Origin of the sequence: Bacillus sp. B1(2022) (genome assembly GCF_040259625.1) — a bacterium.
In the GTDB taxonomy this organism is placed as follows: Bacteria; Bacillota; Bacilli; order Bacillales; family Bacillaceae; genus Bacillus; species Bacillus velezensis.
This window is the reverse complement of sequence record NZ_JANIFO010000014.1, coordinates 1-13599: the sequence shown is the minus strand read 5'-3', so window position 1 is coordinate 13599 and position 13599 is coordinate 1. Positions and strand designations below refer to the sequence as shown.

General features: G+C 44.6%; 16 protein-coding genes and 1 riboswitch. Of the genes, 11 read left to right on the top strand and 5 right to left on the bottom strand.

Annotated features, from left to right (window positions below; all coding sequences use genetic code 11):
• Positions 1-25 precede the first annotated feature (25 nt).
• Together NQS30_RS19115 and mgtE are read left to right on the top strand one after the other, a co-directional pair.
• Positions 26-163, top strand: a complete 138-nt coding sequence (locus NQS30_RS19115; protein ID WP_003154740.1) for a transcriptional regulator SplA domain-containing protein — start codon at positions 26-28, stop codon at positions 161-163.
• A gap of 106 nt (positions 164-269) precedes the next feature.
• A riboswitch (M-box (ykoK) riboswitch) is annotated at positions 270-435 on the top strand.
• A 234-nt stretch (positions 436-669) separates the two neighbouring features.
• A complete protein-coding gene (gene mgtE / locus NQS30_RS19110) occupies positions 670-2025 on the top strand; it encodes a magnesium transporter (RefSeq protein WP_012117400.1) in 1356 nt (451 codons plus the stop codon).
• A gap of 35 nt (positions 2026-2060) precedes the next feature.
• Here mgtE and NQS30_RS19105 read toward each other — a convergent pair whose 3' ends face one another.
• On the bottom strand, positions 2061-2393 hold the full coding sequence (locus NQS30_RS19105) for a MerR family transcriptional regulator (RefSeq protein ID WP_003154734.1): 333 nt from the start codon (positions 2391-2393) through the stop codon (positions 2061-2063).
• Between the two features lie 194 nt (positions 2394-2587).
• Here NQS30_RS19105 and NQS30_RS19100 point away from each other — a divergent pair, with 194 nt between their 5' ends.
• From NQS30_RS19100 to NQS30_RS19085, 4 genes are all read left to right on the top strand, one after another.
• Positions 2588-2743, top strand: coding sequence for a hypothetical protein (locus tag NQS30_RS19100; RefSeq protein WP_003154733.1), 156 nt, complete (start codon positions 2588-2590; stop codon positions 2741-2743).
• 88 nt (positions 2744-2831) lie between these two features.
• A complete protein-coding gene (fbpA, locus tag NQS30_RS19095) occupies positions 2832-3014 on the top strand; it encodes a Fur-regulated basic protein FbpA (protein WP_003154731.1) in 183 nt (60 codons plus the stop codon).
• A gap of 142 nt (positions 3015-3156) precedes the next feature.
• Positions 3157-3621, top strand: coding sequence for a MarR family winged helix-turn-helix transcriptional regulator (locus tag NQS30_RS19090; RefSeq protein WP_007610911.1), 465 nt, complete (start codon positions 3157-3159; stop codon positions 3619-3621).
• A 181-nt stretch (positions 3622-3802) separates the two neighbouring features.
• Positions 3803-4357 carry a YkoP family protein gene (locus NQS30_RS19085; RefSeq protein ID WP_015417328.1) on the top strand — a complete coding sequence of 185 codons (555 nt, stop codon included), beginning with the start codon at positions 3803-3805 and terminating at the stop codon, positions 4355-4357.
• Positions 4358-4366: 9 nt separating this feature from the next.
• Here the strand turns inward: NQS30_RS19085 and NQS30_RS19080 are convergent, their stop codons facing one another.
• Positions 4367-6202, bottom strand: coding sequence for a DNA ligase D (locus NQS30_RS19080; protein WP_122503861.1), 1836 nt, complete (start codon positions 6200-6202; stop codon positions 4367-4369).
• A gap of 2 nt (positions 6203-6204) precedes the next feature.
• The gene (gene ku / locus NQS30_RS19075; protein ID WP_060561780.1) at positions 6205-7086 is read right to left on the bottom strand and encodes a non-homologous end joining protein Ku; all 882 of its coding nucleotides are present in this window, start codon (positions 7084-7086) and stop codon (positions 6205-6207) included.
• A gap of 548 nt (positions 7087-7634) precedes the next feature.
• Here ku and NQS30_RS19070 point away from each other — a divergent pair.
• The 4 genes from NQS30_RS19070 to NQS30_RS19055 all read left to right on the top strand — a co-directional run bounded on the left by NQS30_RS19070 (position 7635) and on the right by NQS30_RS19055 (position 11496).
• Positions 7635-8270, top strand: coding sequence for a DedA family protein (locus tag NQS30_RS19070; RefSeq protein ID WP_369878818.1), 636 nt, complete (start codon positions 7635-7637; stop codon positions 8268-8270).
• Positions 8271-8515: 245 nt separating this feature from the next.
• Positions 8516-9298 (top strand): TerC family protein, encoded by a 783-nt coding sequence (locus tag NQS30_RS19065; protein WP_015239726.1) that lies wholly within the window; start codon positions 8516-8518, stop codon positions 9296-9298.
• Between the two features lie 276 nt (positions 9299-9574).
• Positions 9575-10330: an RNA polymerase sigma factor SigI gene (gene sigI / locus NQS30_RS19060; RefSeq protein WP_003154719.1), complete on the top strand. Its 756-nt coding sequence runs from the start codon at positions 9575-9577 to the stop codon at positions 10328-10330.
• Positions 10327-11496, top strand: a complete 1170-nt coding sequence (locus tag NQS30_RS19055; protein ID WP_007407209.1) for an anti-sigma factor domain-containing protein — start codon at positions 10327-10329, stop codon at positions 11494-11496. The genes sigI and NQS30_RS19055 overlap by 4 nt, the downstream gene beginning before the upstream one ends.
• Before the next feature lie 6 nt (positions 11497-11502).
• On the opposite strand, the gene NQS30_RS19050 is transcribed toward NQS30_RS19055, so the two are convergent.
• Together NQS30_RS19050 and NQS30_RS19045 are read right to left on the bottom strand one after the other, a co-directional pair.
• Positions 11503-11697 (bottom strand): alpha/beta-type small acid-soluble spore protein, encoded by a 195-nt coding sequence (locus NQS30_RS19050; RefSeq protein WP_003154717.1) that lies wholly within the window; start codon positions 11695-11697, stop codon positions 11503-11505.
• A gap of 135 nt (positions 11698-11832) precedes the next feature.
• Complete coding sequence (locus NQS30_RS19045) at positions 11833-12534, bottom strand: DUF1836 domain-containing protein (RefSeq protein ID WP_007407208.1); 702 nt, start codon at positions 12532-12534, stop codon at positions 11833-11835.
• 148 nt (positions 12535-12682) lie between these two features.
• Here NQS30_RS19045 and htpX point away from each other — a divergent pair, with 148 nt between their 5' ends.
• On the top strand, positions 12683-13576 hold the full coding sequence (gene htpX / locus NQS30_RS19040; RefSeq protein ID WP_020955720.1) for a protease HtpX: 894 nt from the start codon (positions 12683-12685) through the stop codon (positions 13574-13576).
• Positions 13577-13599 lie beyond the last annotated feature (23 nt).

Genomic DNA, 13599 nt, shown 5'->3' with positions numbered 1-13599 from the left:
TAAAATTGAACAGGAGGTCTGTCATATGAAGAAAAGGGAAGAGCAGTATATCAACGAGGCTGAGTATGTACCGCATCCGACAAAAGAAGGGGAGTACGCGCTCATGCTGCATGAATCCTATCATTTCCTTTCAGAAGAGGATGAAAGCGATTTGCCGGAATAAGGGCTTTATGCCTTTATTCCGTTTATTTTATAGGCATGTGCTGAAATCACAAATTTAAGGTTGACACATTCCTTTTTTTTCTGTAATCTCAGTGTGTCAATTCAAATAAGAACTTCGTTAGGTGAGGCTCCTGTATGGAGATACGCTGCTGCCCAAAAATGTCCAAAGACGCCAATGGGTCAACAGGAATCATCGACATAAGGTGATTCTTAACGCAGCTGGATGGCTGTCCTATGCCATACAGTGCTAAAGCTCTACGATTGGAGGCCCCGCACGTTTATTTGCCGTGCTTGTTTTCGCCTTCATATCAGAAGGTTTTTTTTATGCCTCAAAACGTACACGACTGAGCATGATAAGGAGGTGCGGAGTATGGATTCTCCCCATTCGAGTATGTCAGAAGAAGTACCCATATACAGCCAGATAACCAGTGACGACATGATGAGGAGACAAACCGCCGCACTTCCCTTGACGGACGGCGCGTCTCCGTAAAGGAGGTACGAGTCCCGATGGTCCAAAACATGACCTATGACGAACTCATATTACGCATTATCATTTTATTGCGGGACGGAAAAATAAAAGAATTCCGAAACATGATAGATGAGCTTCAGCCCTATGACATGGCATTTTTGTTTAAAGAAATGCCGGAAAAGCACCGGGCCCGCTATCTGTCATATATGACGGTTGATGACATCACCGACATGATCGGAGAGCTGGAGCGGGAATTTCAGCTTGCCGTTTTGCATAAAGTCGGTAAAACGAAAGCCACTCTCGCAATGAATAAAATGGATAACGACGATCTCGCCGCATTGCTGGAAGAGATGGATGAAGAACTGAAAGAACAGCTTTTATCCAGCATGGAGGCTGAGGAATCAAAGGCCGTGCAGCTTTTGATGAACTATCCGCAAGAATCGGCGGGACGGATGATGACGAACCGCTTCGTCTGGATTCCGCAGCATTATACAGTAAAAGATGCGGTTGTGAAGCTGAAAAGCTTTGCAGAAATCGCAGAATCAATAAATTATTTGTACGTAATTAATGACAGCAAGCAGCTTGTCGGAGTGCTCTCTTACAGAGATTTAATTCTCGGCGAGCCTGAGGATAAAGTGCAGGATCTCATGTTTACGCGTGTCATCTCGGCCGGGGTGCTCCAAGACCAGGAAGAAGTCGCCCGGCTGATCCAGCGGTATGACTTTTTAGCCATTCCGATCGTGGAAGAAAATCATGTGCTTGTCGGTATTGTCACTGTCGATGATATTATTGACGTCGTGATTAAAGAAGCCGATGAAGATTACGAAAAATTCGCAGCCTCCGGTAAGGCGATTACATTTGATACGAAAGCGTACGTTGCGGCGTACCGCCGTTTGCCGTGGCTCATTCTGCTTTTGTTTATCGGATTGATTTCCGGAAGCATTCTGAATTATTTTGAAGATACATTGCAAAAAGTCGTCGCCCTCGCGTTTTTCATGCCGATGATCGCAGGAACGACGGGTAATACAGGCACACAGTCACTCGCCGTCGTCATCAGAGGACTGGCTAAAGAAGAAATGAATAAAAAAACCATCTTTAAACTGATTTTCCGTGAATTAAGAACCGGTATCTATATCGGCATCGTCTGTGCGATCGCGATTACGATTGTCGCAACCGTCTGGCAGAAAGACTTAACGCTCGGTTTTGTCGTCGGTTCATCGCTGCTTGCAACGTTGATTATCGGTACGATGGCCGGAACGATCGTCCCTATTATTCTTCATAAACTGAACATTGACCCGGCGATTGCATCAGGACCGCTGATTACGACGCTGAACGATATTTTGTCCTTATTAATTTATTTCGGCATAGCAACTGCATTTCTTCATGCTTTATAAAAAAAGTCCGTCTCACAGGAGGCGGACTTTTTTGATCAGCGGTTTTTATACTTAAAATGAGCATTAAGCTGTCCTTCCAGCATTTTTTTGCGGAGCTGCGGGTCGTTTTTGAGAGCCTGTTCTTTTTTTCGCATGTCTTTTAAAATCTCAGCCGTCTGCACGCCGTCTTCCCGCTTGTTGGCAATATCCATCAGCCGCTCAACGTCCGCGAAGGAATACTTTCTCGTTCCCCGTGATGAACGCTGCGGATAGATTAATTTCCGTTCTTCATAGTATCTGATCTGTCTGACTGACAATCCGGTTAATTCGCTTACAATGCCGATCGAGATTACTTTTTTATCTTTGTAAGATTGTTCGTCTGTCGTCATTTTCCCACCCCTGGATGTCTTTTACTCATATTATATAAGAAAAAAAGAGAAAAAACCTGACGCTTGTCAGGTTTTCTGACGCTGAATAGAAAATTTTAGAAAAAAAGCGGCAGAAAAATTGACAAGGTTAATGCATGGTCCTGTGCCCCGTTTTATGCTGTACTATACAGACACAATGAGGAGGAAGGATAGGAATGGAGAAAGAAAAAGCGGTTTCGCTGGCAAAAGAAATCATTGAATTAGATATGAAACGCGACGAAATGCTGGAGGCGTTCATGCAGCTTGCCGGAGAACATGCTTTTCCGCTGCTCAGAGCCGTCCAGAACGGACTTTACCGAAAAACATCATAATCTACAGAAGTTTTACAATGGCTTTATACGTCTTTGATATAAAAGCGTTATTCTGATCATAGAATAACGGAAAACAAAGGAGGCTGCCATGAGTCGTTTGCTTCAAAATGCATTGGACAAAGAGAGAAACCATTATTCCAAAAAGCTTCTGCAGATCGGAGTCTATACGAAAGAAATACTCAATTCCATGACAATTACGGAGCTGAGAAAGGAATACGCGTATTTTTTTCGGAACATTCCCTATAAAGAACGGAACCCTTATACAAATTAAATGATGTATAAGGGTATTTTTTTATATAAAAAAGAAGGAATTCTGAAAAACGGCACGAATAGAATATAAAACAAAGATCGACTCTTATGAATTGTAAGGGTTTACATTATTTTTTTATAAAAATCTTAAATACGGGGTAGATATGATGAGATTATCATTTAACGAAGAAGAAGTGATGCGTTCGATGAATTTGTACAAAGTTTTTGCAAGGGCTTTCAAGAGTGTGTCTGAACACAGCATCCGCGACAGTAAAGAACACGGTTTTAATCCGACTGAATTTGCCGTTTTGGAGCTGCTCTATACGAGAGGACCGCAAAAGCTTCAGCAAATCGGGTCGCGTCTTTTGCTTGTCAGCGGGAATGTCACCTATGTCATCGACAAGCTTGAAAGAAACGGGTTTTTGGTCAGAGAACAAGATCCGAAGGACAAACGGTCTGTTTACGCCCATTTAACTGATAAAGGAAACGAGTATTTGGATAAAATTTATCCGATTCATTCATTGAGAATTGCGAGAGCGTTTTCAGGACTTATGCCTGAGGAACAGGAACAGCTGATAGCCCTACTGAAAAAAGCGGGAATTCACAGCCAGCATTTGCTTTTCCGTTAAAAGAAAGCGGATACAGACACTCTTCTTCACGAAGAGTGTTTTTTTTTTCTGTTCCGGACAGTAGAGCCTGAAGCGGTTTTTGCATAAGCTGATACAGGTCGGCATCATTATTTACCAATCATAATGTGACATGCCCCATGCCAAAATATGAGGGTGCTTTGATTATAAAGAAGGTGAACATGTGAGAAGCTGTCTGCTGTCTATATGGTACTTACTTGATCCGCTTTATTTCTTCTTTACCCGGCTGACGCTGATTGATAAACGGCAATCGAATGTATTCCGCGTCCGTTTGACTAGATATAAAGGAAAAGATGTCATCCTGAGCGACGGAACCAGAATTAAAAAAAACGACGTGTTAGTTAAGATTCATCTTCATAATGTCAAACTCCTGAAAGAGCTGCAGCCTATTGAAAGCGCGGTCAGAAGGGGGATTATGCTATATCAGAAGGTATATCAATCCATGCCTCATTTAGCGGATTATATTAACCAGCATAAACGGAAAGACGAGATTAAGGGAGTCGTCGGCATTACAATGCTTCATAAAGGAGCGGCGAGACTCGGTTTTGATGTGATAAAACCGTCCAGCGGCTGCTACAGGCTGTTTAAGAAAGCGGCCCATATTCCCATTTTATACTTTACTGCAAAACAGCTCACCCTCAAAAACATTCCTTACTCCTGCTATTTATTTATTTCCAAAGAAAAATTGATGTGCACGTATCAGACTGAAAAGAGCTGACAAAAAGCGTCAGCTCTTTCTCTTGATTTGCTCAAGCACGATTGAAAGCGGGCCGTCCTGCGGATTCCGGTAAAAATCATAAAACGGATCTCCCTCTGTCCTGACGCGGTTCACTACTGTATCGATCGTATAATCATCAGGTGTTAAAGAGGAGTTGACTTCGCTCCAATAAAGGGGAGCCGCAACCGTTCCCAATTCGTTGCCCCGGGTCGAATAGGGGGCGATAATGGTTTTCCCTTCGGCATGCTGCAAGTAATCTAGGTAGAGCCTGCCGTTTCGGTTTTTGATAAACCGCTCTGTCGTAAAAAGATCCGGCCGCGTCCTGACGCAATAATCGGCGATGAGCATTGTGAACGCACGGGTTTCTTCATAGGTGAATGCTTCCGGTGAAAGCGGGATGTAGAGCTGAATGCCTTTATTTCCGGAGAGCTTCGGGAATGACGTAATGCTGAATGAGTCAAACAGCTGTTTCAGCACATGCGCAGCCTCCACTGCCATAGGAAAATCATTCCTTGACGGAGGATCAAGATCAATGACAATCTCTGCGGGCCTTTCAGAATGCACTGTCTGAAACGGAACGTGAAATTCAAGCGCCAGCTGATTAGCCAGCCATAAAAGTGACGGTATGCTGCTGCATACGATGTGCTCGTGGCTCCCGTCAAACACGCTTGAGACAAAGTCCGGCGTGTAGTCCGGTTTGTTTTTTTGAAAAAAAGATTCGCCAGGCGCGCCGTGCGGATAACGGATCACCGTGACGGCCCGATCTTTAAGAAAGGGCATAAGAAAATCGCTCATTTTCACCATATAACTAAGGAAATCTGCTTTCGTTTTTTCACGTTTTTTAAAAACAATCTTATCCAGGCTTGTGAACTGCAGCTTCGGCGGCAGCGTTTTAGAGTGAAGGATAAGCTGCTGATACGTGCATTCCGTCCAATCCATTTCAAACTGAAAAGACACAAAAGATACTTCACGCAGCGTGTCCTGCAATATGGTTAAATACTGCACGGTCATGCAGATAGAAGGCTCAAGTGTATACTCGCCGCTTTTTTGTTTTTTTCCGTGGGTCTCCATAATGGTTCTGACGGCGTTTTTTTCTTCCGCCTGCATGCCGTGGGAAACGGACGCGATCGGGACGGCGGTGCCGTCTTTTAAAACAGAGGCCGTTACATACCCGTTCTTCGGATTAAACCCGGTTAATAGCACATTTGCCGTTTTCATATGTTTATACTTTTGCCAGTCGGGAGACCGTTTATTTTCCGCCCAGCCGCTGGAAGCCCTTTTTGCTACGATACCTTCTCCGTCATGGCGGACGACCTTCTCCCAAAGCGCATCAAATTCAGTGTGTTCCGGAATGTATTGAATCGCTTCTTCCGCTAAGTGATGAGGGCAGGCGGGAAGATTTGCTTCTTTAAGCAGTTTGGAAAGGGCGCGTTTCCGTTTCACATACGGTAATGAGACGGTGCCGGCGCCTTCCAGAACAAGGAGATCAAATGCCAGAAAGCGGCACGGCCGTCTATCAGCGGTGCTTTCAATTGCTTCCGTCCGTTTTAAACGTCCGCGGATTTGAAGATGCTCAAAGTCCGCTCTGTACGGATTGATTAAATAGACAAGCTCTCCGTCAAGCGTAATGGGGAACCTGTCTTTCATGTGCTGAAAACACCGGGCCGCAAAAGCTGTGATTTCCGGAAATTGATTCGTCAGCGTCTGTCCGTTTCTGCTGGTTAATGTAACGCCGCTTTCGTCTATGCGGAGAAGACAGCGGAATCCGTCATACTTTACCTCATAGCGCCACTCACTGCCTTCAGGCGGTACAGAGGTCAAAATCGGCTGCATCGTCAGCACCATGATTAAGACGTTCCGGCTTTTTGTCTGGTCGTCTTCTGCTTTTTGCCTCCGCCGCCTGCTGACGCGGCGTCTTTTGTCCGCGCCGGTGCAGTCTGTTCTCGATCCGGCCGCTTCGTCCGGTCAATGCTTGCCTGAAGCGCGCTGACAAGATCGATGACATCTTCGCGCGGGCCGGCAGCAGCCGGTGTCACGCCCGCTTCTTCATGTTCGAGCTTATCGTTAATTTTAGCGAGAAGGGCTTTCCGGTACGTATCTTCGTATTGTTCCGGGTCAAACTCGGTTGTCAGCTCATTAATTAACGTAATCGCAGTCTGCAGCTCTTTTTCATTAACGGCTGTCTGCTCGGGAACGCCCGGCACATGTCCGGCATTTCTGACTTCATCCGGATAATGAATGGATTCCATCACGATGCAGTTGTCATACACGCGAAGAATCGCAAGCTGCTGTTTAGAGCGGATCGTAATGGAGGCAATCCCGATTTTACCCGTCGTCCTCAGCGCTTCCCGCAGAAGTGTATAGGCTTTTGTGCCGTTATCTCCCGGCCCGACATAATACGACCGGTTAAAATAAATCGGATCAATTTCCTGCAGCTGGACAAAGTCAACAATCTCAACCGCTTTTTCTTCATGTTCCTGTTTTACGTCTTTCAAGTCTTCGTCTGTCATAATGACGTATTTCCCTTTTACATACTCATAGCCTTTCACGATTTCATCAGGTTCCAGACTCTTTTCACATCCGGTGCAGATTTTTTCGTATTTAATCGGCGCATGGTCTTCTTTATGAAGACTGCGGAATTTTATATCTTTATCTTCAGTGGCCGCGAAGAGCTTGACCGGGATATTGACGAGGCCGAAACTGATCGAACCCTTCCACATCGTGTGCATGAATAAAAACTCCTTTTTGTCTTTATTGTGGATAAACGGGTCCGTTCCATGTGTAGCAACTTATGGGTGATGCGGCGCTTCATGGAGCGTATGCTGTTCCATTTCCTCAGGCGGAAATGGTCGGCTGAAAAGGAAATGAATTCTTTATTTACAATCAGTGAATCGGTAAGTTCTTTAAAGCGCTGAAGTCCCTGAAAACCATCAGCGGTAATCAAAAAGATTATACAAAATCATTCCCCGGGAAATGCCCCGCATTCCCATGTAGTGACTGAGAAAATTTCCCGCTCCCATATGAACTGAATCCGCGGTCAGCCGCCGCTTACCGCGAAGGGTAATTTTTCCGGAGAACTTAAGTGATATAACCGCCGCCAGACAAGCAATCAGGAGACAGGCGGGACGTTGTATTGCGCATGTCATTCCCTCCCGCTATACCGATCTGAAACGACTCACATTTATAACGGGCATGTCTAAAAGATATTTCAGACTCAAGGTTTTGTGTTAAAATCATTCTTAAGTTTCGGAATATAGACGTAAGCCGGGAGTGATAGATCATCGAAGATTTCATCATATCAATAATTGAAGCGTTTAAAAGCTTATCTTACGCCGGAATTTTTTTGGCGCTCAGTATAGAATTCATCCCGGCGGAAATTGTTCTTCCGCTTGCGGGCTATTGGGTCTCAAAAGGGGATATGACGCTTGCCGGGACCGTGTTTGCCGGTTCGCTCGGCGGTGTTTCAGGTCCGCTTGTCTTATATGGAATCGGCAGGCTGGGCGGTCGGCCGTTTTTGCTGAAATATGGAAAGTATATATGGATAAAACCTGAATCCCTGCAGAAATCAGATGATTTCTTTCAGAAGCACGGAGGTTTGGTCGCGTTCAGCGGCCGTTTTATACCGGGGGTCAGGACGCTGATTTCTTTACCGTGCGGCATTGCGAAGATGAATGTCTGGGTGTTCTCTCTATATACATATGCAGCGATGCTGCCGATTACATTTGCTTACGTATACCTCGGAATGAAACTCGGGGAAAATTGGAAAAGCGTCGGTTCCATTCTCGATCAATATATGCTGCCGCTCGGTATATTCATTGTGTTGCTTCTCATTCTTTGGATGTTTTTAAAGAGAAGAAAACAGCGGGCCAAAACAGAAAAAATTTCTCAATTTGTTAAAAAAGTTAAGCGTTGACAAATGATGAAACAGGCTTTATCATGAGCGTATAAACAAATATTTCTTGAAATCCCAAAGGGGAGTAGCGTCCGGATATTCCGGAAACAAAGTCGTCAATTCATGGATCATATCCATCGGCTTTGTTGGCATGCCAATCATTCATGTCTAGCAAGACCTTTGCCTTATATCGGCAAAGGTCTTTTTTGCGTAAAAAACCGCCGGTATAAGCTCGGATGATAGAAAAAAGAAACGGAGGGAATGGATTGGACTTTGCATTATTATTGGAGTATGGATGGGTTCTTCTCGTTTTAATCGGGCTGGAAGGGATTTTGGCGGCGGATAACGCGCTGGTGATGGCTGTGATGGTGAAGCATCTTCCTGAAAAACAAAGGAAGAAGGCTTTATTTTACGGATTGGCGGGCGCATTTATTTTGCGTTTCGGGTCGCTGTTCGCCATTTCTTTTCTGGTGAATGTTTGGCAGGTCCAGGCCGTCGGCGCTTTATATCTGTTTTACATTGCGGTCAGCCATTTGCTGAAGCGGTATGTATTTAAAGATAACGCCGGTCAAAAAATGCAGAAAGAAAGCGGGTTTTGGCAGACAGTCTTGAAAGTGGAGCTCGCGGACATCGCTTTTGCCGTTGACTCCATTTTAGCGGCGGTCGCGCTTGCCGTAACGCTCCCGGGAACTCAGCTTCCTGCCATCGGCGGCTTGGACGGCGGTCAGTTTCTCGTTATTTTAGCCGGCGGCGTAATCGGTTTAATCATTATGCGTTTTGCTGCATCAATGTTCGTATCCTTACTGAAAACCAGGCCGGGCCTTGAAACGGCTGCATTTGTGATTGTCGGATGGGTAGGCGTGAAGCTCGCTCTTTATACATTGGCCCATGAGGAACTCGGTATAATTCCGGCAGATGTCATCCATTCGGCGGCCTGGAAAATCATTTTCTGGGCGGTTCTGGCTGCCATTGCGGTTTGCGGATGGTTTATGTCAGGAGCAAAACAAATAGAGTCTGGCGCGGAATCGGAAAAAAGAGAACACGCGTAAAATGATCAAAAAGGGAGTCTGGCTTTTTAAAAAGCAGGTTCCCTTTTTTGTTTGAAACGCTTACATTTAAGACATATGATAACAATTTTATAACAGCATTGTTACAAAAAACACAGAGAAAACCCCCTTAATTCTGCATGGGGGCACGAAATCATGTATAGTACGTCTTATTGGCTTGTCATAATTGAGACAAATGAAATCGATTTCTCTTTTTCTTCCTTTGCGAATCCCTACTAAATTAGCTATGATTATGAGTAGTTATAGGGAGGAACTGAGGTGAAACCAGTGCTTAGCCTTTTGTTTAAATTGGGAAAAAAGAAGCAAACGCTTGAAACATCTGTTGAAAAAATACAAAAAGGCGACAAAGATCTGCAGAACGATTTAATACAGCAATATAAGCCTTTTATCGCGAAGACGGTTTCATCCGTTTGTAAACGATATATAGATGAAAAAGACGACGAATTCAGCATCGGGCTGATCGCGTTTAACGAAGCCATTGAAAAATATTCGGCTGAAAAAGGTAATTCGCTGCTTGCATTTGCAGAGCTGATTATAAAAAGAAAAGTGATAGATTATATCAGAAAAGAAGCAAGAACCGCTCAGCATATCAATATGGATGTGCAGGAAGGCGACGACCAGGAATCTTCGCAGAGCCTTATCGAAGCGGAGCTTTCCATTGATGAATACCGCAAACAGATAGAACAGGAACAGCGCCGGGAAGAAATTCTTTTTTTTCAGAAGCAGCTGAAAGAATACGGCCTGTCTTTTAAAGAGCTGCTGGAACAATCGCCGAAGCATACAGATGCGAGGCAGAATGCGATTAAGGTAGCCTACACGCTTGTTGAAAATGAAGAGCTGGCGTCCATTTTGCACCAGAAAAAACAGCTTCCTGTCAAGCAGCTGGAGCAGCTCGTGTCGGTCAGCAGAAAAACGATCGAACGGAACCGAAAATATATCATCGCCATGAGTATTATTATTACCGGTGATTATATTTATTTAAAAGATTATCTTAAAGGGGTGTTGCACTCATGAGAAGAGGGATCATAGTAGAGAAAAATAAAAAATTCGTCACGTTGCTAACCCCTGACGGACAATTTTTAAAAACAAAAAATGATCACCGTACTTGTGAAATCGGAGAGGAAATTACGTTCGAAGGCGAAACGCGTATGGGAAGAAGGGCCAGCTTTTTTGATTTTCTGAAACTGCGCCCTTTTAAATTGGGAGTGTTTACGATGACTGCTATTATTTTGTTTATTTTAATTTTGCTCCCGGTTTTTTCTGATAACAAAGCTTACGCGTATATGACGCTTGACATTAATCCCAGCATTGAAATGGCTTTAAACAGCAAATATGAAGTCATTGAACTGACACCGCTGAACCATGACGCCAAACAGGTCATCAGTGACATCGGAGATTGGAAAAGCAGCGATTTTAAGGAAGTCATCAGTAATATTATTACCGATTGCAGCAAGCATGGATATGTAAAGGAATCAAAAGAGATTTTAATTTCCACGGTTTATGAAAATACAGATGACAATACATATAAAAAAGGCGTTAAAAAACAGCTGGCTGACATGACTGAAAAATATAAGGGCACCTACCAGGTCCAATCGCTTGAATCTGATATGGAAACAAGAGAAAAAGCAAAACAGGAAGGGATGTCAACAGGCAGCTACATAAGAAGAAACGAAAAGAAAACAGAAGAAAAACAGCCTGAAAAGCAAACCGACGGCAATGAAACAGATCAAAAAGATACCGAAACAGACGCTGATCAAAGCGAGCAGCCGGACACAGAAAAGCCGGCGGCTGATGAAAAGACAGCTCCTGATGAAGAAAAGGCAGCAGAGAAGCCGGGAAACAATGAAACAACGCCCGGTACGGAAGAAGCGAAGCCGGACAGTCAGGACGGCAATCAGCAAACCGAAAAAAATGCAGCTTCCGGATCAGAGGAAAACACACAGAAGGAACAAGATGGGGAAACAGAGCAGCCCCCAACACAAAATCCTCAGGAAAACGGAAATGACAAAGAGCCTAAGCAAAAGTATTACAATCATTACTGGAATCATGATCGCAATGAACATTGGGAATCCTATCGGCATCATGAAGATTCGTCAGACCGAAGGAATCCGAACGGCTACCGGCACGGAAAGGAGAATGCCGATAAATATCAAAATTCGCCGAGAAGTCCCGGCGAATAAGCTGCATTATTGATTTTTCCCGTTTAATTGTGATTGAGCCTGCTGTACAAGACGTTTTGTCATTTCCCCGCCTACAGAGCCGTTTGCGCGTGCTGCTGTATCAGAGCTAAGGTTCACGCCGAATTCTTGAGCCACTTCGTATTTAAATTGATCAAGTGCCTGCTCAGCCCCTGGAACTAAGAGTTTATTTCTGCTCGCCATCTTTTTCATCTCCTTTTCTCTGGCAAGATGTGTTTTCGCGTTTTAGTTTCAAACGGAACGGTATTGATTATGCTGGCAATTGTTGTACAGCAAAAAAACCCCGGCGCAGACACCGGGGCGAAGAAGCGTTATGAATTATAATAAATGGCTGGTCATTTTGTAGGCTGAGGCTTGAATATGGAAAGTCAAAACGGAGAGCACCGTGACGGCGATTATGGATCTGATATTGTTCCATTGTCCGCTTCCGAGTTCTTTAAAGCAGCCTTTGAGCTTGTCCGTCTGCTCTTCGACGAGCTCCTGCAGGCTCGTTTCCTTCATCGGCGGGTTTGCCTTATGATGAAGATAATCAATCACTTGGGCGCAGCTTTCATAGTAGCTGATCGGGCTGATGACGTCGTCTGATCTGTCTGTGATCGTGTTAAAAGCGATTTTTAATATGCCGCGTATATGTTCGAAGTCATAAATTGATTTTAAATCACGTACAATGAGAAGGATGACAGCTTGTTCAATTGTATATTTTTTGCCGAGTAAGGGGTGGCCGATTAAATCTTTAATATCGCGCTTCACCCAGTTTTGGACGGCGGTTGATTTTAAAGACGTCAGCTCGCACAGATTTCCCAGCTCGACAATCTCGTTAGTTGAAAGCCCGTATTCCTTTTTCTCTTTTTTTCGTTCGAATCTCGTCAGAAATTCAGGGATATGCAGACGGCTTTCCGCCTCATCCAAGGTCATATCCGCTGATTGCAATAAGATTTGGAGAGGGGTTGCGTCTCCTTGGCCTTTTAGCGCGTAAAGAAGCCGGACCATATCAGTTCGGGTCAGTTTAAACGTGTTCATGGTTCACCTCTGATTGATTACGTGTTCACTTTTTAATATCACTGAGAATTACATTAACATCATACGTCGAAATTGTTGCATTTTCAAACAGATCATTTATAATTTAAGTAAATAAGTTCTTTTGATCTTAAAAAAGACGGAGGTAATTATGGCGAAAAGAATATTTCTGTTTATTTTAACGAACCTTTTGGTCATTACGACAATCGGAATTGTGCTTACGATTATTACAAGCGTTACCGGTGTCGGCTCGTATATACAAAATGGCCGCATTGATCTGATGGCATTGCTCGTGTTCAGTCTTGTCGTCGGTTTTGTCGGTTCTTTTATTTCTCTCGGAATGTCCAGATGGATGGCCAAAACGATGATGGGCGTCCGGGTGTTAAATCCGAAGAAACAGTCGCTCAACTATGAAGAACAGCAATTGGTTGACCGCGTGCACAGATTGTCCCGTGCCGCAGGGATGACGAAAATGCCTGAAGTCGGCATTTATCATTCCCCGGAAGTCAATGCTTTTGCGACCGGACCTTCTAAGCGCCGTTCGCTTGTCGCGGTTTCTTCAGGTTTATTGCAGCAGATGGATGATGCTGCGGTGGAAGGGGTTCTTGCCCATGAAGTCGCACACATCACAAACGGTGATATGGTCACGATGACGCTGCTGCAGGGAATCGTCAATACGTTCGTCGTATTCCTTTCCCGAATCGCGGCTTGGGTTGCAAGCCGCTTTGTCAAAGAAGACCTTGCGCCGGTCGTTCATTTTATCGCGATGATCGTGTTTCAGATTATCTTTTCCATTCTCGGCAGTCTTGTCGTCTTCGCCTACTCGCGCCACAGAGAGTTTCACGCTGACCGCGGCGGTGCAGACCTTGCCGGCAAGGATAAAATGATTCACGCCCTGCGTACGCTGAAGTCTTATACAGGACATGTGAATGAAGAGGACCAGACGGCGGTGCAGACGTTAAAAATTAACGGCAAAAAGCATTCGTCACTGTTCTCCACACACCCTGATCTCGATGAGCGCATCCGCAGGCTGGAAGCAAAATAATCAACAAAACCTCTGACAATCGT